The organism is Leptotrichia wadei (assembly GCF_007990445.1).
Taxonomy (GTDB): domain Bacteria; phylum Fusobacteriota; class Fusobacteriia; order Fusobacteriales; family Leptotrichiaceae; genus Leptotrichia; species Leptotrichia wadei_A.
In genome coordinates, this window is the sequence record NZ_AP019841.1 from 39,112 (window position 1) to 60,446 (window position 21,335).

22 protein-coding genes are annotated in these 21,335 nt (G+C 29.7%); 19 read left to right on the forward strand and 3 right to left on the reverse strand.

Going from position 1 to position 21,335, the window contains the following annotated elements:
- Window positions 1-14: 14 nt before the first annotated feature.
- The 10 genes from FVE74_RS00180 (at window position 15) to FVE74_RS00225 (ending at window position 10,808) form a co-directional block, all read left to right on the forward strand.
- The gene (locus tag FVE74_RS00180; RefSeq protein WP_147002676.1) at window positions 15-1,472 is read left to right on the forward strand and encodes a glycoside hydrolase family 32 protein; all 1,458 of its coding nucleotides are present in this window, start codon (window positions 15-17) and stop codon (window positions 1,470-1,472) included.
- 55 nt (window positions 1,473-1,527) lie between these two features.
- A complete protein-coding gene (locus FVE74_RS00185; protein WP_094079516.1) occupies window positions 1,528-2,019 on the forward strand; it encodes a PTS system mannose/fructose/N-acetylgalactosamine-transporter subunit IIB in 492 nt (163 codons plus the stop codon).
- A 97-nt stretch (window positions 2,020-2,116) separates the two neighbouring features.
- On the forward strand, window positions 2,117-2,935 hold the full coding sequence (locus FVE74_RS00190; protein ID WP_147002677.1) for a PTS mannose/fructose/sorbose transporter subunit IIC: 819 nt from the start codon (window positions 2,117-2,119) through the stop codon (window positions 2,933-2,935).
- Window positions 2,936-2,947: 12 nt separating this feature from the next.
- A complete protein-coding gene (manZ, locus tag FVE74_RS00195; protein ID WP_094079515.1) occupies window positions 2,948-3,787 on the forward strand; it encodes a PTS mannose transporter subunit IID in 840 nt (279 codons plus the stop codon).
- A 1-nt stretch (window position 3,788) separates the two neighbouring features.
- Window positions 3,789-4,178, forward strand: a complete 390-nt coding sequence (locus FVE74_RS00200) for a hypothetical protein (protein ID WP_060917711.1) — start codon at window positions 3,789-3,791, stop codon at window positions 4,176-4,178.
- A 218-nt stretch (window positions 4,179-4,396) separates the two neighbouring features.
- Entirely contained in the window at window positions 4,397-5,494 is a 1,098-nt protein-coding gene (locus FVE74_RS00205; protein ID WP_147002678.1) for an RNA-guided endonuclease TnpB family protein, read from the forward strand.
- Window positions 5,495-5,760: 266 nt separating this feature from the next.
- Complete coding sequence (gene pheS / locus FVE74_RS00210) at window positions 5,761-6,780, forward strand: phenylalanine--tRNA ligase subunit alpha (protein ID WP_147002679.1); 1,020 nt, start codon at window positions 5,761-5,763, stop codon at window positions 6,778-6,780.
- Window positions 6,781-6,865: 85 nt separating this feature from the next.
- Window positions 6,866-7,729 (forward strand): YwqG family protein, encoded by an 864-nt coding sequence (locus tag FVE74_RS00215; protein WP_147002680.1) that lies wholly within the window; start codon window positions 6,866-6,868, stop codon window positions 7,727-7,729.
- Between the two features lie 114 nt (window positions 7,730-7,843).
- Window positions 7,844-10,243: a phenylalanine--tRNA ligase subunit beta gene (gene pheT, locus FVE74_RS00220; RefSeq protein ID WP_147004533.1), complete on the forward strand. Its 2,400-nt coding sequence runs from the start codon at window positions 7,844-7,846 to the stop codon at window positions 10,241-10,243.
- A 70-nt stretch (window positions 10,244-10,313) separates the two neighbouring features.
- On the forward strand, window positions 10,314-10,808 hold the full coding sequence (locus FVE74_RS00225; protein WP_147002681.1) for an HRDC domain-containing protein: 495 nt from the start codon (window positions 10,314-10,316) through the stop codon (window positions 10,806-10,808).
- 168 nt (window positions 10,809-10,976) lie between these two features.
- Here the strand turns inward: FVE74_RS00225 and FVE74_RS00230 are convergent, their stop codons facing one another.
- A complete protein-coding gene (locus FVE74_RS00230; RefSeq protein ID WP_147002682.1) occupies window positions 10,977-11,315 on the reverse strand; it encodes a hypothetical protein in 339 nt (112 codons plus the stop codon).
- 195 nt (window positions 11,316-11,510) lie between these two features.
- Here FVE74_RS00230 and FVE74_RS00235 point away from each other — a divergent pair, with 195 nt between their 5' ends.
- The 5 genes from FVE74_RS00235 (at window position 11,511) to FVE74_RS00255 (ending at window position 17,176) form a co-directional block, all read left to right on the forward strand.
- Window positions 11,511-12,215, forward strand: a complete 705-nt coding sequence (locus tag FVE74_RS00235) for a response regulator transcription factor (RefSeq protein WP_147002683.1) — start codon at window positions 11,511-11,513, stop codon at window positions 12,213-12,215.
- 1 nt (window position 12,216) lies between these two features.
- On the forward strand, window positions 12,217-13,605 hold the full coding sequence (locus tag FVE74_RS00240) for a sensor histidine kinase (RefSeq protein ID WP_147002684.1): 1,389 nt from the start codon (window positions 12,217-12,219) through the stop codon (window positions 13,603-13,605).
- A 96-nt stretch (window positions 13,606-13,701) separates the two neighbouring features.
- Window positions 13,702-14,358: a thiamine diphosphokinase gene (locus FVE74_RS00245; protein WP_147002685.1), complete on the forward strand. Its 657-nt coding sequence runs from the start codon at window positions 13,702-13,704 to the stop codon at window positions 14,356-14,358.
- Window positions 14,359-14,377: 19 nt separating this feature from the next.
- A complete protein-coding gene (locus tag FVE74_RS00250; protein ID WP_147002686.1) occupies window positions 14,378-15,598 on the forward strand; it encodes an RluA family pseudouridine synthase in 1,221 nt (406 codons plus the stop codon).
- Between the two features lie 204 nt (window positions 15,599-15,802).
- On the forward strand, window positions 15,803-17,176 hold the full coding sequence (locus FVE74_RS00255) for an MATE family efflux transporter (RefSeq protein WP_147002687.1): 1,374 nt from the start codon (window positions 15,803-15,805) through the stop codon (window positions 17,174-17,176).
- A gap of 32 nt (window positions 17,177-17,208) precedes the next feature.
- Here FVE74_RS00255 and FVE74_RS00260 read toward each other — a convergent pair whose 3' ends face one another.
- Together FVE74_RS00260 and FVE74_RS00265 are read right to left on the reverse strand one after the other, a co-directional pair.
- Window positions 17,209-17,622, reverse strand: a complete 414-nt coding sequence (locus FVE74_RS00260; protein WP_147002688.1) for a hypothetical protein — start codon at window positions 17,620-17,622, stop codon at window positions 17,209-17,211.
- Between the two features lie 77 nt (window positions 17,623-17,699).
- Window positions 17,700-18,257 carry an SDR family NAD(P)-dependent oxidoreductase gene (locus FVE74_RS00265; protein WP_269473151.1) on the reverse strand — a complete coding sequence of 186 codons (558 nt, stop codon included), beginning with the start codon at window positions 18,255-18,257 and terminating at the stop codon, window positions 17,700-17,702.
- Window positions 18,258-18,443: 186 nt separating this feature from the next.
- Between FVE74_RS00265 and FVE74_RS00270 the strand changes: the two genes are divergently transcribed.
- The 4 genes from FVE74_RS00270 (at window position 18,444) to FVE74_RS00280 (ending at window position 21,325) form a co-directional block, all read left to right on the forward strand.
- Window positions 18,444-19,541 (forward strand): RNA-guided endonuclease TnpB family protein, encoded by a 1,098-nt coding sequence (locus FVE74_RS00270; RefSeq protein WP_147002689.1) that lies wholly within the window; start codon window positions 18,444-18,446, stop codon window positions 19,539-19,541.
- A gap of 169 nt (window positions 19,542-19,710) precedes the next feature.
- Window positions 19,711-20,112 (forward strand): hypothetical protein, encoded by a 402-nt coding sequence (locus FVE74_RS11800; protein ID WP_232053968.1) that lies wholly within the window; start codon window positions 19,711-19,713, stop codon window positions 20,110-20,112.
- On the forward strand, window positions 20,109-20,423 hold the full coding sequence (locus FVE74_RS11805) for a hypothetical protein (RefSeq protein ID WP_232053970.1): 315 nt from the start codon (window positions 20,109-20,111) through the stop codon (window positions 20,421-20,423). Before FVE74_RS11800 ends, FVE74_RS11805 begins: the two co-directional genes overlap by 4 nt.
- 383 nt (window positions 20,424-20,806) lie before the next feature.
- Window positions 20,807-21,325: a MerT protein gene (locus tag FVE74_RS00280; RefSeq protein ID WP_147002690.1), complete on the forward strand. Its 519-nt coding sequence runs from the start codon at window positions 20,807-20,809 to the stop codon at window positions 21,323-21,325.
- Window positions 21,326-21,335: the final 10 nt, after the last annotated feature.

The window sequence follows — 21,335 nt, forward strand, 5'->3', positions numbered from 1 at the left end:
AGGTGGTGGTGTAAATGAAGATAAATAACAAAAAACTTTTAATTGGTGCGTTAGTTTTTTCCTTGTTATTTAGTTCGTATGGTTTTTCTGCTGGAAATAAAAGAAAAGGTAAAACTGACACTATGGTTACAAATGTAAAAACTCAAAATATTTTAAACAATTTCAAAGTGCATTATCATCCGAAAACTGGTTGGATGAATGATCCAAATGGACTTAATTTTAACGGAAAAGAATATAATATGTTTTATCAATATTATCCGTCTGATACGGTTTGGGGACCAATGCACTGGGGACACGCTGTGTCGAAAGATTTGATAAAATGGGAAGAAAAAGATATTGCACTTTATCCTGACCATTTAGGAATGAACTTTTCTGGAAGTGCGGTTATTGATAAAGATAATACAAGTGGATTTTTTAGCAAAAATACGCCTATTGATAAAAGAGAAGTTCTTATTTATACAAGTCATTATGAAAAAAATGGAAAAAGAGAAGAAATGCAAAGTGCGGCTTATCTTTTGGATAACGGAAATTATAAAAGATATGAAAATAATCCTGTAATTGCTGGAAATAATAGAAAAGATTTTAGAGATCCTAAAGTATTTTATTATGAAAAAGACAAAAAATGGGTAATGATTGTATCTGCTGCGCAAAAAGCAGAACTTTATGAAAGTAAAAATTTGAAAGATTGGAAACTTTTAAGTGAATTTAACTATGATTTTGGATTTAAACATACTTGGGAATGTCCGGATTTGATACAAGTTGATGGAAAATGGATTTTAGTTGGAAGTATTATAAATGAGGATGAAAGAATAAAAAGCGTAGTCGCTTATTTTGTTGGAGAATTTGACGGTAAAAAATTTGTTCCTGATAAAAAAGGCTATGAACTTGTAGATTACGGAAAAGATTATTATGCTCCACAAAGTATTTCAGGTGCGGCTAAGCCAACTTCAATTGCTTGGTTAAATAACTGGGTTTATGCAACTAAAATTCCTGCAAAAGAATTTAGAAGTATAATGGGTATTCCAAGAGTTATGAATTTTAGAAATGGAAAACTTTATCAAGAAAAAGTAGATACATTTAAAAATTATTTAACTAATAAAAAAGATATAAAAAATTCTGATACAATGGGACAAAATGTATATTTTGATTTACAAAATACAGGAAATTTTGATTTAGAATTATTTAAAGATGCAAATGGAAGCTTTAATTTAAGTTATAAAGATGGAAAACTCAGAGTTAAAAGAGAAAAATTTGGTTCTTTCTCATTTAATGACAAAGATTTAGACAGACAATTTTTGGATGATGTAACAGTTGATATTGATTTGAAAAAAGTTAATATTGTTGTAGATTCAAATGTTATTGAAATTTTTGCTAATGATGGAGAAAAAACTTTTTCTTATCTAGTTTATCCTGATAATTATAATTATAAATTTTCTGGAGATGTAAAAGGTTCAATTTATGAAATAAAATAAAAATAAGAGAAAGGAGCGTTACTGAAAGTACAAATCAGTAGCGGGAAATAGAATTATGGAATTAGTTTTAACAAGAATAGACTCAAGATTAATACACGGACAAGTTGCGACTTCATGGGTAAAAGCAACTAAACCTGAAGCAATTTTTGCGGTAAATGACGATGTGGCAGAAGATAAAATTAGAAAATCACTTTTATTACAAGTGGCACCTGAAGGAGTAAAATCATTTGTAATACCTGTTGAAAAAGCAATCGCAGTTTACAAAAACCCTAAATATGCTAAAACAAAAGTAATGCTGCTTGTTACTTGTCCAGCTGATGTAGTTAGATTAATCGAAGGTGGAGTTGACATTAAAACAGTTAATGTTGGAGGAATGACTTTTAAAGAAGGAGACAAATTAATTTCAAAAGCAGTTGCAATTAATAAAGATGATTTGGAAGCATTCAACAAATTAAGATCTATGGGAGTAGAACTTGATATGAGACAATTAGTAACTTCTGCAAAAGAAGATATTAATTCTAAACTAGATTCTATTTCATTTGACTAATAAAAAATATCAGGGAATATAAAATTTCCTGATTTATTTAGTAAAATTAAAAATCATTGTAAAGTATAAAAACTCAAAATTGTAGGAGGGCTAAAAAATGAATGTTGTTCAGTTAATTTTACTGGTATTGGTAGCAGCAATAACAGGAATGGGAAGCGTACTTGATGAAAGACAGACTCACCGTCCATTAGTGGCGTGTACTTTAGTCGGTCTTGTACTAGGAGATTTAAAAACAGGAATTATCTTAGGTGGTTCGCTTGAAATGATAGCACTTGGATGGATGAATGTCGGAGCAGCAATGGCACCAGATGCAGCGCTAGCAAGTGTAATTTCAGCGATATTAGTAATAGTAGGTAAACAGTCAATTGGAGAAGGAATCGCAGTTGCAGTACCGATTGCAGCGGCAGGGCAAGTTCTTACAATTTTCGTTAGAACAATAACAGTATTCTTTCAACATAAAGCGGATGATTTTGCAGAACAAGCTAATTTTAAAGGGATTGAGATGTGTCACCTTGCAGGATTGGCTTTACAAGCGTTAAGAGTTGCGATACCAGCACTTCTAGTTGGTCTAATTGCGGGAACAAGTGCTGTAGAAGGAGCATTACATGCAATTCCTGAAGTAATTACCAGAGGATTGCAAATTGCAGGAGGATTTATCGTAGTTGTTGGGTATGCGATGGTTATAAATATGATGGAAGCAAAAGCTTTGATGCCATTTTTCTTCTTAGGATTCGTAATAGCAGCATTTACAGAATTTAACTTAGTTGGTTTAGGTATTTTGGGATTATGTCTTGCAATCTTGTACATTCAATTAAATCCTAAATATCACGCTTCTATTGCTTTGCCAAGTGGTGGAAATGATGGTGGTGGAGCTGGGATTACAGAAGAAGCTGACGATGAATTGGAAGGACTATAGGAGGTAAAAAAAATGGCAGAAAATAATGTAGAAAAAAAATTAACTGATAAAGATTTGAAAAGCATGTATTGGAGATCTACTACTTTATTAGGTTCTTTCAACTTTGAAAGAATGCAGTCAATGGGATTTTGTGTAACAATGATTCCTGCAATAAAAAGACTTTATTCTAAAAAAGAAGATCAAGCAGCTGCATTAAAAAGACATTTGGAATTCTTTAACACTCAACCTTGGATTGGTTCAACTATAATGGGTGTTACGGCTGCGATGGAACAGGAAAAAGCAAATGGAGTAGACATTGATGACGCAACTATAAGTGGTATTAAAGTAGGGCTTATGGGACCACTTGCTGGAGTTGGAGATCCAATTTTCTGGGGAACATTAAGACCAGTTTTAGCGGCACTTGGAGCTTCATTAGCTATTGCTGGAGGAAATTTACTAGGTCCATTGATTTTCTTCATTGGAATAAATATTGCAAGAGTTTTGACTAGATGGTATGGATTAAAATACGGATATGAAAAAGGAACTGAAATCGTTGGGGATATGGAAGGTGGAGTTATTCAAAAATTAACTCAAGGTGCTTCTATATTAGGGCTTTTCGTAATGGGAGCCTTGGTTTCTAAATGGACTTCAATAAATGTTCCATTGGTATTGTCTAAATATACTGATTCAACAGGAAAAGAAGTTGTAACTACTGTCCAAAGTATTTTAGATTCATTATTACCTGGATTATTAGCGTTATTATTAACATTTGGATGTATGCACTTATTGAAGAGAAAAGTGAATGCTATTTGGATTATCTTTGGATTCTTTGCAATAGGAATAATTGGATTCTGGTTAGGAATTTTGGCATAATATGTTTAAGAAAATGATTTCAAAAGTGGAAAAATTTGTGAAGGTTCCGCCAAAGGAAGGGTATATTAAAAATAGTTCTATTTTAGTTACAGGACTTATGATTATTGGAATGATCTTATATCCATTTACAAAAGGTTATGGAACAATAATAGCTTTAGCAGCGGCTCTAATTGTTATGGTTGGGCAAAAGTTGCTTATAAAACAGGCTAAGAATGATTTTCGTGATATGTATTATGCTAAAGATATGTATTTGAAAACTAAAAATACTGAATATTTGGACTTTATTACAGCTCGTTCTAAACAAATGATTAATGATGTAAAAGTTTTATCAGATAGGGCGAAAAAAGAAATAGCAGAACTTCAGAAGTTTGTTGAAAAATATAAGAAGTAATTTTTGTAATTATTGAAAATATAAATTATAATTTAACAAAAAGATAGCAAGAAGTCTCCGACTTCTATAAGTGGGAGATGAATTGCTTTTTTTTATTGAAAAAAGGATATATCCATGATACAATTTTTGTATGAAATATCGAAGAGAAGTTATAAATAATAAAATTTCTAAAGAAATAATTAGAAATAATATTCAAAATCAAAAGGAGGTGTAATTTTATAAAATATAATTTAGCATTCAAATACAGGATTTATCCAAATAAGGAACAAGAATTATTGATAAATAAGACTTTTGGATGTGTTCGTTTTGTTTACAATACGATTTTGTATACTGCGAATAAATTTTATGAAGAAACTGGGAAAAATAAAATAATTACACCTGCCAGTTTGAAAAGTGAAAACCAATTTTTGAAAGAAGTGGACAGTCTTGCACTTTCAAATGCTCAATTAAATGTAAGGCGATCGTTTACAAATTTTTTTCAAAAGAGAGCGAAGTTTCCAAAGTTTAAATCTAAAAAGAATAATGTTAAAAGTTATACGACAAATTGTGTGAATAATTCAATACGAATTGAGGAAAACAAATATTTGGTTTTACCAAAATTGAAAAGAATAAAATTAAAATATCATAGAGAAATACCGAAGGATTACAAGATAAAATCAGTAACATTGACAAACAGTAATGGAAATTACTATGTTTCTGTTTTGACAGAATTTGAAAAAGAAATTCAAAAAATCCCAAATAATGATAAAGTAATTGGACTTGATTTTTCAATGTCTGAATTATTTATCAGTTCTGAAAACCAAAGGGCTGATTATCCAAAATATTTTAGGATGTTGGAGAAAAAATTGAAAAAATTACAAAAATCATTATCGAGAAAAGTAAAATTTTCTAAAAATTGGTATAAGCAAAAAGCGAAAATATCAAAATTGCATGAGTATATCAAAAATTGCCGAAGAGATTTTCTACATAAATTATCGAAAAAATTATCTGAAGCGTATAATGCTGTAGTTGTTGAGGATTTGAATATGAAAGGGATGAGTCAGGCATTAAATTTTGGAAAAAGTGTAGGAGATAATGGATGGGGAATGTTTTTAAGAATGCTTGAGTATAAACTGATGTTTTTAGAGAAACAATTTTTGAAGATAGATAAATGGTTTCCGTCATCGAAAACTTGTAGTAGATGTGGAAATGTTAAAGAGAAACTGGAATTATCAGAAAGAAGTTATAAATGTGAGTGCTGTGGAATTGAAATTGATAGAGATTACAATGCGGCACTGAATATAAGAGGTGTTGGAAAAGAAATGTTGAAATATTAGGAAATAAAAAAACAGGGCAGGGACTGTCCGAAGAGCTTGGTAAATATATTTGGCTAGCAAAAGCAGATACTTCCCAAGAAGCTCCCGCTTCTAAAAGCGGGAGTAGTTCACATATTTTAGAATACCTGATTAAAGGGTATTCTTTTTTTCTTTTTTAGAAATGAAATAAAAAATTTAAACTTTTTTATATATTTAAAGTATGATATAATTAAAACATAAATTTTTATGGGAAAAATATTGAGATAGTAAAATAAATAGGAGGAAAAATGTTAGAAAAATTAGCACACTTGAGAGAAGAAGTGTTAGAAAAACTTGATAAAGTTGGAAATCTTGAGGAATTGAATGAATTGAGAGTAAAAATCCTAGGGAAAAAAGGGGAATTTACGGCGATAATGAAGGAAATGGGAAATATCGCTGCTGAGAAAAGAGCTGAGTTTGGAAAAACTACGAATGAAATAAAAAATGTGTTGTTGGCGAAATTTGATGAAACTACAACTGGCTTGAAGGAAATTGCTAAACAGGAAAGATTGAAAAATGAGACAATAGATGTGACTTTGCCGGGAAGAAAAGCTAATGTTGGATCGCTTCATCCACTTACTAAAACAGTTATGGAAATTAAAGATATTGTTTCTTCTATGGGATTTGACATTGTTGATGGACCTGAAGTTGAGTATGTAAAATATAATTTTGATGCATTAAATATTCCAAAAACACATCCATCGAGGGAAATTACTGATACATTTTATATTAAAGAAAATGAAGTTGTATTGAGAACGCAAACTTCTGGAATGCAAATTAGATACATGGAAGACAGAAAACCACCATTTAGAATGATTTCGATTGGAAAAGTTTATCGTCCAGACTACGATGTATCGCATACACCAATGTTTCACCAAATGGAAGGACTTATGGTTGGAGAAAATGTTTCTTTCGCTAATTTTAAAGCGATTTTGGAAAACATTGTAAAGAAAATATTTGGAGAAGACAGAAGAGTAAGATTTAGACCACACTTTTTCCCATTTACAGAACCTTCTGCAGAAATGGACGTAGAATGTGGAGTTTGTAAAGGTGAAGGATGTAGAGTTTGTAAAGGGACAGGATGGCTTGAAATTCTTGGAAGTGGAATGGTAAATCCAAAAGTGCTTTCAGGTGTTGGAATTGACCCACAAAAATATCAAGGATTTGCATTTGGATTGGGACTTGAAAGAATTACAATGTTAAAATATGGAATTGATGACTTAAGAGCATTTTTTGAAAATGATGAGAGATTTTTGGATCAGTTCTAATAGTTTATAATAGTATTTTTAGATAAAATTTTTGATGGAAAATTTATTTGAATGTAGAATAGAAAAAATCAATTGGAGTGTTAAAATGGATGATAAAGAAATCAAAATGGATGATGAGTATGTACAAAAATTTTACGAAGAAATTCGTGAGGATTATGAAAAAAATTCACCAACGAAAACTTTTGCAAAAATAAATCTGGTAGAAGATAAGTTGAAAATAACAGATAGTAAAATTGTGGGATTGCCGTATCTTCCAAAAGGAGCAGAGTTTCCAAAAGCACCTAATGGTGAGGAAATGCTGATGATTGCACAGATTAATTGCGAGGATTTGAAGGGACTAAAGGATTTTCCACAAAAGGGAATTTTACAGTTTTTTGTATTTGATGACGACGATGCTATGTTTGGACTTGACTTTGATAATCCGACGGTTCAAGATACTTTTCGTGTGATTTATTACGATGAGATTAAAGAATTTTACGATGAAAAAGAGCTTGAAAATATTTATAAACCGCATAACTATGAGGAAAGTTTTCTTACAAACAATAATGAAAGTTATAAAATAAAATTTGAGTTACGAACAGAGAAGGAAAGATTTGAAGAGGCGATTTATAATGTGTTTGATAAACTTTGTAAAGAGAAAAATTTGGAGCAGCATCAAGAAGATTGGCTTTATCGTAAAATATTGAATATTGAAATGGAATATTCAGAAGAACCACATTCACAATGTGATGGATTTGCATTTTTTACGCAGAGTGATCCGAGAGAATTTGAAGAAAAATATAAAAAATATGATACGGTGCTATTTCAATTGGATAGCGAATACGATGAAAATACGAAAAAATGGAAAGTTTGTATCGGAGATGCTGGAGTATTAAACTTTTTTATAAATCGTGAAAAGCTAAAAAACAAAGATTTTACAGAAATTCTTTACAATTGGGATTGTTATTAAAAAAAGAAAAAGTTATCCACATTATTGTGAAAAAGACATAATTTATAAATTAAAGAAAGGAGAGTGTGATAATCTATAAATTAAGAATTTATAGGTTTGTCATACAAAAATAGAATGCTAATTTCGTTAAACTGGTTAAAGCAATATATAGATTTAGATGGAATAGAAATAAATGAAATGGAAAATGCCTTGACTATGATTGGTCAGGAAGTAGAAAAAATCGAGGTTTTAGGGGAGAATTTAGAAAATGTTGTAACGGCACAAATTATTGAAAAAGAAATGCACCCTGATTCTGACCACTTGACAATTTGTAAAGTTGATAATGGAAAAGAAATTTTGCAAATCGTGTGTGGAGCGCCTAATCATAAGGCTGGAGACAAAGTTGTGTTGGCACAAGTTGGAGCAAAATTAGCTCCAGATTTTGTTATTAAAAAAGGTAAAATTAGAGGTGTAGAATCGAACGGAATGTTATGTTCTGAAGAAGAATTAAATATTGGGAAAGATTCGGATGGAATTATGATTTTGCCTGAAGATACGCCTGTTGGAGTGCCTATGAAAGAGTATTTAGGAATTAACGATACAGTTTTTGAATTGGAAATCACTCCGAATCGTCCTGATTGTTTATCGCATATTGGGATTGCAAGAGAATTAGGAGCCTATTACAATAAAGAGGTTAAATATCCAAGTTTTGTGATAAATTCAGAAAGTTCTGAAAAAACGGTTGATAACATTTCGGTTGAAATTGAAGACAGTAATTTAGCGAAAAGATATGTGGCTAGAATAATTAAAAATGTTACAGTTAAAGAAAGTCCAAAATGGTTAAAAGAAAGAGTGGAATCTATTGGAATTAGAAGTATTAACAACATTGTAGATGCTTCAAATTTCATAATGATGGAATTGAATCAACCAAATCATACTTTTGATCTGGATAAAATTGAAGGTGGAAAAATTGTTGTGAGAGCGGGACATGAAAATGAAAAATTAGTTACGCTTGATGAGCAAGAAAGAGAATTGAATAGCGATGATATCGTGATTTCTGATGGTGTGAAAGCCGTTGCACTTGGTGGAGTAATGGGTGGACAAAATTCAGAAATTACTGAAAATACAAAAAATATTTTGTTGGAAGTGGCAAACTTCAATTCACAAAATGTTAGAAAAACTTCAAGAAGATTGACATTATTTAGTGAATCTTCATACAGATTTGAAAGAAGAGTCGATGAAGAAAATGCAATTAATGTAATAAATAGACTTGCAAACATCATTCAAGAAGTGGCAGGTGGAGAAATTTTAGAAGGAGTAGTTGACAATTATCCTGTTCCATACAAGAAAAAAACAGCTACATTAAACTTTGAGAGATTGAACCGTTTTGTTGGGAAAAATATTCCACGTGAAACAGTTATTGGGATATTGACTAGACTTGAAATCGAGGTTGTAGATAATGGGGAAACATTGACATTGACTGCACCTACTTACCGTGACGACTTGGAAAATGAGCAAGATTATTTTGAAGAAGTTATTAGAATGTATGGTTTTGATAATATTGAAAATATTTTACCAAAATTGGATATTAGTGAAAAACCAGTTATTGATACAACAAAACTTTCTACACAAGTGAAATTGATTGCGGCAAATGCTGGGCTTAAAGAAGTTATTAATTACAGTTTTGTACCAAAAGATGCAATGGAAAAAATTAAATACACAAGCGTTGAAAGAGAAAATTTAATTGATTTATTGAGACCAATTACAGAAGATTTCGTAACATTACGTCCAACATTGCTTTATAGCTTGTTAAAAAATGCTAAAGAAAATATGAATAGAAATGCTACAAATATTAGATTTTTTGAAGTTAGCAGAACTTTTGTGAAAGCAGAAGAATTGGCGAAGGAAGAAGTGAAATTGGGAATAATTTTGGCTGGAGAAAATAATAAGACATTGTGGAATCCAAAACCAGTTCCTTATGATTTTTATGACTTAAAAGGAATTGTGGAAGAAATTTTCACACAATTAAAATTCAATAATTATATGATAAAACGTTCTGAACAAAGTCAATATCATCCAGGTCGTTCAGTTGACGTATTTGTTGGTCGTGAATTGATTGGAAGTTTTGGGGAAATTCATCCAGACGTATTGGAAAACTTTGATTTAGGAAAAACATCAGTTTTAGTTGGAGAATTTAACATTGACTTGATTCAAAAATATATTGGTAAAAAAATTAAATATCAAGGAATCGTAAAATATCCATCTGTTCCAAGAGATTTTGCGTTCGTTATGAGAGAAGATATTTTGGTAGGAGATGTTTTAAAAACTATTCAAAAAGTTGATAAAAAGATTGAAAAAGTAGAATTGTTTGACATTTATCAAGGTGCAGGAGTGTTGCCAGGAATGAAGAGTGTGGCAATTAGTGTAATCTTGAGAGATAAAAACAAAACACTTGAAGAAAAGGAAATTGTTGATATTTCAAATAAAATTGTGGCTAAAGTTGAGAAAGATTATGGAGCGGTTTTGAGAAAGTAGAAGATAGAATTCAATTTTAAGATTGCTGAGTATCGGATTAAAAAAATGAAACAAAAAGGGGGAAATTGAGGTGTTAAAAATTGTAACTTTGCCATTTAATGAGAGGACAGAAGAATTTGAGCAAGGGAAGCTGGAAAGGATATTAGGAAATGTCCAGATTGTGAAGTATCAGGCTGAGCTAGTGAAAATTGAGGGGAAATATTACTGGACGGCTTTTGTTGAATATGAAAAGGCGGAGAATGTAGATAAAAATTTAGAGAAAAATAATTTTTTGCAAAATGGAAAATATATTAAAGAGGTTAACAAAAATCATGAAGAATATCTTTCAGAAGAAGAAGCCGAGCTATATAAGATTTTGAAGGAATGGAGAGCTGGAGAAGCACAAATGCTGGGATATCCACCTTACATCGTTGCTTCAAATCAGCTTTTAGTTGACATAATAAAGGCAAATCCTAAAACTGTTGAAGAACTTTCGCAAATAAGGGGAATGGGGAAACGGAAAGTTAGAGATTATGGGGAGGAGCTTTTGCTGATTTTGGAGAATTTTTATGATATGAAAAGTTGAATGCGGAAAATAAAAAATGTATTTGTACTTATTTGTACTGTATTGAATTTTTATAAAAAAGTAGTATAAGACTAATAAGAAACCCAATAAAAAGATTATCAAATATAGCATAAAAGAGACTCTGTTTATTAATTGAACAAAGTCTCTTTTTGATTTAATATCAATTTTTTATCCTTTTACTGCATAAACTATAACTGCAAAAGTAACTACAGCTATAATTACCATAAAAAGTCCACTTAATATCATTGAAAAAAAATTCATCAAATTTCGATTTTCACGATTTTTGATACATAGAATAGATAGAACAAAAGAGCATAAAATACATAAAATATTTACAATAGCAAATATATGTGACACTGTATAATGCACTTTAAAAAATGCAATAAATTGGCTTAAAATTGGAATTAAGCTCATAATTAATGCAATTTTACTAACTTTTTGATGTTGTTCCTTGTCTGAAAGAAAAATGTTTTTTTCAGTTGTTTTTTTGATTACTTCATTGTTCATAAAAATCATCCTCTCATTATTTTTTTATTAAATTTTGTTACTTTCTTTTCTATATTTATATGTTACCACATCAACCTTACGGCAACATTTTTGCTGCTTTACATTTACCTTACTTTTTGGAAATTTGGGAAGTTGGGAGTGATTTTTGTGATATAATGATTTATGAATTTTAGTGATAATTGGAGGAAGTTTGAAATGGTTGAAAAATATTTGAGAGATAAATGTATTTTAATTGTGGATGATGAGCAGGAAATTTTGAATATGGTTGTGTCGATTTTGGCAGATGGAGGTTATGAAAATACAAGGACTGCTAGAAATGTGAAAGAGGCTTTAAAATGTGTTGAAGAAAAGAAACCTGATTTTGTGATATTGGATGTGATGCTTCCAGATGGGAATGGTTTTGAGTTGCTTGAAAAGTTGAGAAAGGACAGCGATTATCCGATTTTATTTTTAACAGCACGAGGAGAAGATGAAGACAAGTTTAAAGGATTTGGATTGGGGGCGGACGATTATATTGTAAAACCTTTTTTGCCAAAAGAACTTTTGTTTAGGATTACGGCAATTTTGCGACGGACTTACAAGGAAGAGAATTTTATTGTGAACTTAAATGGCTGTCAGATTGATTTTTCACGAGGAGAAATTGTAAAAGATGGGGGGAAATTTTCCTTAACTGCAAAGGAATACGAACTACTCAAAACTTTATACAGAAATGCTGGACGAATTGTAACGATTGATTCGCTCTGTGAAGCTATTTGGGGAGAAAATGCTTATGTTTACTCAAATTCTTTGATGACACATATTAGACGGATTAGGGAAAAAATTGAGAAAGAGCCGTCACATCCAGTTTCTCTTATAACAATGAAAGGATTAGGTTATAAATTAATCGTGGAGGGAAAATAGCATGAAAAATATATTAAAACTTATACGCCGTTTTGTAATAACAATAATATTAAGCATATTTTTGCTTCTATTTTTAAATATTTTTTTGTTTGAATTTATATTTTTCAAATATTCGACAGATGATTCTCCTTCAGATAAAACTTTTGAAATAGCGAAAATGATAAAATTTAAAGACAGAAAATATTTTTTGCCAGATAAAGAAATTTCCAATTTGAAAAAGCAAAATATTTGGGCAATTGTGATTGACAATGATTCTAAAAAAGTGATATGGCAAACAGAAAACTTGCCAGGCGAGATTCCAAAAGAATATTCGGTATTTGATATAGCTCTATTTTCACATGCTTACATAAAAGGCTATCCAGTTTTTACAACAAAAATTAGAAATGATTTACTTGTATTAGGATATCCAAAAGACAGTTACTGGAAATATTCCACAGCTACCTGGAACTATCGTTTAATTCAAAATGTTCCTAATTTTTTTCTTATATTTTTACTATCCAATATATTTTTTGTATTTTTGATTTACATTTTTTCAAATTCAAAACTTTTAAAATCAGTAAATCCAATAATAAAAGGTATACAGAATTTGCCAAAAGATAATCCAGTAAACATAGATGAAAAAGGCGTTTTATCCGAACTTGCAAAAAGTATAAATAAAACTTCTGAAATTTTGCAAAATCAAAGAGAACAACTGCGAAATAAAGATACAGCACGAGCAAACTGGATTGCAGGAGTTTCCCACGACATTCGTACTCCATTGTCAATGATAATGGGCTATGCAAGTCAATTAAAAACATCTTCAAGTTTATCAGATGAAATGGGAAAAAAACTTTCTGTTATTTTGAAACAAAGTGAGCGTATAAAAAATTTGATAAATGATTTGAATCTTGCTTCAAAATTAGAATATAATATGCAGCCTTTTGAGAAGAAAAAAGAAAATGCAGTTGCACTTGTTCGACAAGTAATTGTTGATTTTTTGAATATGGATATTGACGAGAAATTTCCGATAGAATGGAAGACGAAAAGTGAATTTGTATCTTGCTTTGTTAATGTTGATAAAAATCTGATAAAACGAGCTTTGGCGAATTTAATCCAAAATAGTATTAATCATAATGAAAATGGTTGTACAATTTATGTTTCAGTAAAAGAAGATGAAAAAAATTGTATAATTTGTGTTGAAGATAATGGAATAGGAGTTTCTGATGAAGAGCTCGAAAAGCTCAATAATACGCCACATTATATGGTTTGTGACAAAAATACGACAGAACAGCAGCACGGTTTAGGGCTTCTTATTGTAAAACAAATTATGGATGTCCATAATGGAAAAATTGAGATGAAACATAGTGAATATGGGGGATTTAAGGTTGTTTTACAGATTCTTGAAATGTGAAGGGATTTTTGCTTCTTATAATCTTGTAAATATTTGGATAAAACAGTATAATATAAAAATACAAAATAGTTATATTTTTTGATTTGGAGGGAAAAGATGAGGAAAAAATTTGTGATTTTTTTGAATGGAGAGTATAAATATTCGCAGGAATTTATGGATAGATTGGTTTCGGAAGAGACGATTTGCTTTTGTGCAGATGGCGGGGCAAATTCTGCATTTAAATATGGGAAAATGCCAGAAGTGATTATTGGGGATCTGGATTCGATTGAGAAAAAAGTTTTGGAATATTATAAAAGTAAAAATATTTTGATAAAAAAATTCCCAAAAGACAAGGATTTTACAGATTTTGAGCTGATTTTGAAAGAAATTAATAAAATTTCGGAAAATAAGAATTTTGTTGAGAAAATATTTATTGTTGGTGGGCTTGGGAAACGAATTGATATGACTTTGAGCAATTTATTCATAATGGAAAAGTATAAAACTCTTGTTTTTTTGCAGGAAAATGAAGAAATTTTTTATGCAGAAAAATCTTTTGTCCTAAAAAATAAAAAGGAATGTGAATTTTCAATCATTCCAATTAGTGAAAAAGTTGAAAAATTGACATTAAAAGGCTTTAAGTTTGAAACGGATAAAATTGATGTGAAAAGGGAAAATTCCAGACTTGTGAGCAATGTTATTCTTGAAAATGAGGCTAGCGTGGAATTTGAAAATGGAAAACTGATAATTATTTTGAAAAATAATAATAAAAAATAAAAAAGGATGTGTATAAATATTGAAAAAATTTAGGATTGAGAAGGAACATCAGAGAATGAAAATTTCCCAGTATTTGCGGGAAGTGCAGAATTATTCGGGGAGAAGTTTGAGAAATGTGGAAGTTTTTTTGAATGGGAAGCAGGTTAGGCTTACGAAAAAATTGCCATCGCATGGAAATTTGAAGGTTGTGGAGAAAAAGAAAGGGACTGATATTAAGCCGATTAAATTGCCACTTGATATTGTGTTTGAGGATGAAGATATTTTGGTTGTGAATAAGGAGCCGTTTTTGTTAACACATCCGACACAGAAAAAGGTTGATTTTACTTTGGCAAATGGGATTGTGAATCATTTTTTAGAAAAATATGGTGAAGTAAGAGTGCCACGATTTTACAACAGGCTTGATATGAATACATCTGGGCTGATTATTATTGTGAAAAACAGTTTTGCACAGGCATTTTTGCAAAATTTTTCGATTTTTGAGAAAAAATATTTGGCGATTGTGGATGGAATTATTGATGATGAGGAAATTTCTAGAATTAAAGATGAATTGGCAAAAGATGGGGAAAATCATAAAATTCAGGATTTTGAGAAGGAAAATTTGAAAGCTGAAGTTGAAAAAGTTAATTTTGGAAAAATGAAAAAGTATGATGAAATTGAAAAAATTGAAAATAAAGATAACAAAATTGGAGAAAATATAAATTTTGACAGTAAAAAAGAAAATAATAATTTAAATCTGGAAAGTAAAAACAATTTTGAAAATATAAATTTTAAAATAAATAAAAATATAGATTTTGACAGCAAAAATACAAAATATAATTTAAATTTGAAGGATAAAAATGATTTTAATAATAAAATTTTGGAAAAAAATGGAACAAATAAAATAATTATTGAAAGACGTATTTTTCGAGATGGCGATAATTTGGAGAGAATTATTGACGAGAGAGGTCAGTATGCGAAAACGGCTGTAAAAGTGTTGAAAACTTATCCTGAAAAAAATGTGACGCTTGTGGAATGTGAGCTTTTTACGGGAAGAACGCACCAAATTCGTGTGCATTTGAAATCAATTGGGCACACAATTGTTGGGGATGAGCTTTATGGAAATGGCTTAAATAAAGAGCTTGGGATAAATAGACAATTTTTACATGCTTACAAGGTAAAATTTACACATCCTGTGAGTAAAGAGGAAATTGAATTGGAAATACCTATTTTTACTGATATGAAAGATTTTTTAGAAAAATAAAAAATGAAAAATTCCATAATTTACAAAAAAATTATTTTACAAACAAGAATAAAAATTTACAATTTGATACTATTCCCTATTAAACAATGGAGTTTTTATAATTCTGTTTAACAAGGGGTCAAGATCCTTTGTCAGAAAGTAAATAGAAAATCATTTCTTTTTTTAATGGGGTTTTAGTATGAAAAACAAAAAGAAAGGAGAAAAATGAAAAAATTTAATTTTTCTGTTGATTTAATAAATGACAGCATTTTAAAATCACTACTGATTTTTTCGATACCGATTTTAGTGTCAAATATTTTTCAGCAACTTTACAATATGGCGGATATTGCTATTGTCGGACACACTTTAGGAGACAATTCACTTGCAGCAATTGGGGCCTCAGCAGCAATTTTTGAGCTAATTTTCGGTTTTGCGCTTGGAATTGGGAATGGGCTTAGTATGGTTGCAGCGAGAAGTTATGGAGCGAATAATAAAAATCTTTTGAAAAAATCGGTTGCAGGTTCGATTGTTATTGGACTTATGGTAACACTTGCTGTAATGATTTTATCAAGATTTATTTTAATGCCGTTGCTAAAAATTTTACACACACCTGAAAATATCATAAATGAAGCGTTTGAATACATAAATATTATAACAATGTTCATAGGAGTAACTTTTTCCTATAATTTGTCATCAGGACTTTTGAGAGCAATCGGAAACAGTTTTATGTCGCTTGTATTTTTAGTAATTGCTTCAATTTTAAATATTTTTCTTGATATTTATTTCATAACTTCCCTAAAAATGGGAATTGGTGGTGCAGCAGTCGCAACTGTTATCGCACAAGCAATATCTGTAATTTTAAGCGTAATTTATATTTACATAAAAGAACCAATTTTAATCCCTAGAAAAAAACATTTCCGATTCGATGCAAAATTATACAGAGAATTGCTCGGACAAGGAATCTCAATGGGCTTAATGATTGCAATTGTATTAACAGGATCACTAATTTTACAATACGCAATAAACGGATTTGGCTATTTAATTATCGCTGGACACACTTCGGCAAGGAAATTAATGGGATTTTGCAACATTCCACTAACAACAATGGCACTTGCACTAGCAACCTTCGTTTCTCAAAATAAAGGAGCCGACAGAGTCGACAGAATACGAAAAGGAGTATTTTACGCAAACCTAATGGACATCTTTTTTGCAATCGGAATCACAATTTTCGTTTACCTATTTTCAAAAAATATGATTCACCTAATGTCTGGCTCAAACTCCAAAGTAGTCCTTTACAACGGTTCAACCTACCTAAAAATAGCCTCACCATTTTTCACAATATTAGGCGTTTTATTCAACTTAAGATACGCTCTACAAGCTCTAGGAGAAAAAGTAATCCCTCTAGTTTCCAGTATAATCGAATTTTTTGGGAAAATAATTTTCGTAATTTTTATTGTGCCAAAGTTGGGGTATTTCGGTGTAATGATTTGCGAACCACTGATTTGGATTGTGATGACTGGGCAGTTGGCTTGGGCGTTTTATGGGAATGAGTATATTAGGAAAAAAAACTGGAATAATAAAAAAACAGGGCATTGTTAAAATGATGTCCTGTATTTATAATTTATAAAAAATTAATTTGTTATAAGACTGCAAAGTTTCTTGTTATCTGAAATACGATATAAATCCATTTTAGGTCTATTTTTTTTATCAAATGAATAAGATAATTTGTAATCTGAAAAAACTTGTGTTTTATCATTTAAGTTTGTAAAATAGATAGAATTTTCATTTTCTTTTATTTCGTAATCTAATTGTGAAAGTTCAAGCGAAACTTTTCCTGTTTTTAATGCTGCACGATTATCCAATATGCTAACTGAAATAGACGGCTTGCCATTTTCATTCAAGAATTTTATATAAGTAAGCCCCTTAAAAGTTCTGTCAACAGAATGAGGGCATCTCCAAACCTCTTTGGATATTATGTCAATATCAGAATTAGAAAAACTTAAACTAAAAGTCAGTAAAAATAACGCAAATATAATTTTTTTCATAAAATCACTCCTAAATAATAAATTTTGCATATATTTTATAATATTTTTTTAGGAAAATCAATAATAAAAACTAATAGTTAAAATTTCATATTATTTTTAGAACTAAACGCATTTTGAAAAAATCCATCGGATAAGTCAAATTCAAAAGTTTCACGATTGATGTAACCGACAGTTTTGTCGCTTTCGTAAAGTTGAATGAGAAAATCTGCCATTTCTTCGGATGTATGATAGTTTGAATAAGATTTATCATAATCAAAATCAGTCTTATCAGTTGCGACATTTCCAAAGTCAGTTTTGGTTGCGGCGGGTGCTAGGACTTTTGCTTTTAATTGTGCGTTGTTTTGCTTTAATTCTAGTGCGAGTCCTTCTGTGAAGGCATTTACGTAAAATTTTGTGGCACAGTAGATAATTACGTTTGGAACGATTGTGTAACCTCCTGTTGAGGAGATATTGATTAATTGAGAATCTTTTTCGTTGTGGTAATCTTGGACGTATAAGGAAGATAACAAAGTTAATGCTTCTACATTGAGATGAAGCATATCTGAAATTTTATTTAAAGACTGCTCTTTTATATCACCATACATTCCAAAACCTGCATTGTTTATTAAAGTTTCAATGTGATAATTTTTTAACAAAAAGATAGTAAGAAGTCTCCGACTTCTATAAGTGGGAGATGAATTGCTTTTTTTGTAAAAAAATTGAAAAAAAGATATACTTATGATACAATTTTTGTATAAAATATCGAAGAGAAATCATTAATGATAAAATTTCTAAAAAAATAATTACAAATAATATTCAAAATCAAAAGGAGGTGTAATTTTATGAAATATAATTTAGCATTCAAATACAGGATTTATCCAAATAAGGAACAAGAATTGTTGATAAATAAGACTTTTGGATGTGTTCGTTTTGTTTACAATACTATTTTGTATACTGCAAATAAATTTTATGAAGAAACTGGGAAAAATAAAATAATTACACCTGCCAGTTTGAAAAGTGAAAATCAATTTTTAAAAGAAGTGGACAGCTTGGCACTTTCAAATGCTCAATTGAATGTAAAACGATCGTTTACGAATTTTTTTCAGAAAAGGTCAAAATTTCCAAGGTTCAAATCTAAAAAGAATAGTGTTAAAAGTTACACGACAAATTGTGTGAATAATTCGATACGAATTGAGGAAAACAAATATTTAGTTTTGCCAAAATTAAAAAGAATAAAATTAAAATATCATAGAGAAATACCGAAGGATTACAAGATAAAGTCAGTAACATTGACAAACAGTAATGGAAATTACTATGTTTCTGTTTTGACAGAATTTGAAAAAGAAATTCAAAAAAATCCAAGTAATGATAAGGTAATTGGACTTGATTTTTCAATGTCTGAATTATTTGTCAGTTCTGAAAACCAAAGAGCTGATTATCCAAAATACTTTAGTATGTTGGAGAAAAAATTGAAAAAATTACAAAAATCATTATCAAGAAAAGTGAAATTTTCTAAAAATTGGTATAAACAAAAAATGAAAATATCAAAATTGCATGAATATATCAAAAATTGTCGAAGAAATTTTTTGCATAAATTATCGAAAAAATTGTCTGAAGAATATGATGCTGTGGTTGTTGAGAATTTGAATATGAAAGGGATGAGTCAGGCATTAAATTTTGGAAAAAGTGTAGGAGATAATGGATGGGGAATGTTTTTGAGGATGCTTGAGTATAAACTGATGTTTTTAGGGAAACAATTTTTGAAGATAGATAAATGGTTTCCGTCATCGAAAACTTGCAGTAAATGTGGAAATATTAAAGAGGAACTTAAATTATCAGAAAGAAATTATAAATGTGAATGCTGTGGGATTGAAATTGATAGAGATTACAATGCGGCATTGAATATAAAAAAAATTGGAAAATTGATGTTGGAATATTAGGAAAATAAAAGAAGACAGGGTAGGAACTACCCGAAGAGCTTGGTAAATATATTTGGCTAACAAAAGCGGATACTTCCCAAGAAGCTCCCGCTTCTAAAAGCGGGAGTAGTTCACAAAGTATTTCTGAAAAATAAAAGAGTTATAAATATATAAAAATTAAGGAGTAAATATGCTTACAGATACAAATATAACTTGGGGATTTGTCTTGTTATCCCCTTTTATAATTCCAATATTAATTTTATTAACTTTCTGGTTTTTTGTTTCAAAACGAAAGTTTAATTTTCTTATCGCATTTACAATTTTATCATTATTATTTGTTAGATATCTTCGTTTTCCTTATGACACAGTTAATCGTAACAGTGAACTTAAAATATCAAAAAATTTTTTGATAAAGAGAACTTTAAGTTCGGATTCGGAACATGAAGTTTATAAACTTGTAGATAAGACAAAACCTGAGGATTTAATTTTGTATTTAGATGGATTATCTAAAATTAATAATAATTGGATTGGCTATATTGAGGAAACAGATTCTTATGAAGGAAAATACGGTTACCAGAAACATATTTTTTGATTAACGGTAATAAAATTGAGTATAACTTAGATGAGAAAACTTTAGAAAAAAGATTAAATTTAAAAGAAATAAAATTACAGGATGCAGAACATTTTGTTGACAAATTTGGAAGTAAAAAAGAAATTATGTATCAATATCAATTAGATAAAACAGGAGATTTAGATGAAAATATTTCTTTAAATTCGGAATTAAGTAAAAAATTAGAAACAAAGTATAAGAAAGATAGGGTATTTTATTTGGCATTTTGGAGTGGAATGTTATTTTTGGAAATTATTTATTTGATTTTGAAAAATAGAAAAAACAGAGTTTAAGATAATACAGAAAATATGCTTATTTTAGTAGAGCGAACATATTGCTTGCCAGTAAGCATATTTTTTTATTTGCTATATTCTTTCCATTAAAATAATATAGTTGTTATAATTCCGTTTAATAAATGCTCCTGATCCCTTGTAAAAATAAAAAGAATGAAATTGGCAATATATATTTTGAGAAAAATTTCATATAGAAAAAATAAATTTTATGTGATAAAATATGAGTAATTTTAAGTTTGTAAAAGTAGTTTTTCTGAAGTAAAGAGATCTTGGTTTTTATAAAGATAAAAAGAATTATGTTACTGAATATATCTGCTGTATTTATTGGAATTTTTTAGACTTTTACAAATGATTATATAAAAATAAAAGAAGGAGAAAAAAGGATGGAAAAAAATGAAGATAAAGTTATGTCAAAAGCAAAAGGCTTTTTAGTATTAGTTTTATTTACAGTAATTTACTTTTTCTTTCAGAAAACAATATATCCGATATTAGCACTTTTGTTCTGGCTGATTTTTGCGATGCCGTTAGCAGGTGTAATTATTAATTCTCTAGAAATTTTAAATCTTCCAGAAATAGTTATTAATATTATTGGTATTGTAATTTCAGGAATTGCTTTGATAATTGTGCTTATACTTGTATTTTACTTGGGATATTTGTGCAGTAAATTTTTGAAAAAAATGAATAAAACTGTATTAGGTGGTGCAATGATAGCAATTTTAATTTATTTTGTGCATAAAATTTTTACAGAAACAGATGAGAGTACAGCAATGTTTGCACCAACAGCACGGGAAATACATATTTTCTGTACAGCATCACATATTTTTTATACAATCGGGGTATTTTATAGCGACAAAGTTAATAAAATATTAGATAGAATAAAATTTAAAAGAAAAAATAAATAAAAGAAGGAGA

Excerpts from the sequence above, each read along its gene's own strand:
- FVE74_RS00180 (WP_147002676.1), top strand. The coding sequence starts at position 15 with ATGAAGATAAATAACAAAAAACTTTTAATTGGTGCGTTAGTTTTTTCC.
- FVE74_RS00185 (WP_094079516.1), top strand. The coding sequence starts at position 1,528 with ATGGAATTAGTTTTAACAAGAATAGACTCAAGATTAATACACGGACAA.
- FVE74_RS00190 (WP_147002677.1), top strand. The coding sequence starts at position 2,117 with ATGAATGTTGTTCAGTTAATTTTACTGGTATTGGTAGCAGCAATAACA.
- manZ (WP_094079515.1), top strand. The coding sequence starts at position 2,948 with ATGGCAGAAAATAATGTAGAAAAAAAATTAACTGATAAAGATTTGAAA.
- FVE74_RS00200 (WP_060917711.1), top strand. The coding sequence starts at position 3,789 with ATGTTTAAGAAAATGATTTCAAAAGTGGAAAAATTTGTGAAGGTTCCG.
- pheS (WP_147002679.1), top strand. The coding sequence starts at position 5,761 with ATGTTAGAAAAATTAGCACACTTGAGAGAAGAAGTGTTAGAAAAACTT.
- FVE74_RS00215 (WP_147002680.1), top strand. The coding sequence starts at position 6,866 with ATGGATGATAAAGAAATCAAAATGGATGATGAGTATGTACAAAAATTT.
- pheT (WP_147004533.1), top strand. The coding sequence starts at position 7,844 with ATGCTAATTTCGTTAAACTGGTTAAAGCAATATATAGATTTAGATGGA.
- FVE74_RS00230 (WP_147002682.1), bottom strand. The coding sequence starts at position 11,315 with ATGAACAATGAAGTAATCAAAAAAACAACTGAAAAAAACATTTTTCTT.
- FVE74_RS00235 (WP_147002683.1), top strand. The coding sequence starts at position 11,511 with ATGGTTGAAAAATATTTGAGAGATAAATGTATTTTAATTGTGGATGAT.
- FVE74_RS00240 (WP_147002684.1), top strand. The coding sequence starts at position 12,217 with ATGAAAAATATATTAAAACTTATACGCCGTTTTGTAATAACAATAATA.
- FVE74_RS00245 (WP_147002685.1), top strand. The coding sequence starts at position 13,702 with ATGAGGAAAAAATTTGTGATTTTTTTGAATGGAGAGTATAAATATTCG.
- FVE74_RS00255 (WP_147002687.1), top strand. The coding sequence starts at position 15,803 with ATGAAAAAATTTAATTTTTCTGTTGATTTAATAAATGACAGCATTTTA.
- FVE74_RS00260 (WP_147002688.1), bottom strand. The coding sequence starts at position 17,622 with ATGAAAAAAATTATATTTGCGTTATTTTTACTGACTTTTAGTTTAAGT.
- FVE74_RS00270 (WP_147002689.1), top strand. The coding sequence starts at position 18,444 with ATGAAATATAATTTAGCATTCAAATACAGGATTTATCCAAATAAGGAA.
- FVE74_RS11800 (WP_232053968.1), top strand. The coding sequence starts at position 19,711 with ATGCTTACAGATACAAATATAACTTGGGGATTTGTCTTGTTATCCCCT.
- FVE74_RS00280 (WP_147002690.1), top strand. The coding sequence starts at position 20,807 with ATGGAAAAAAATGAAGATAAAGTTATGTCAAAAGCAAAAGGCTTTTTA.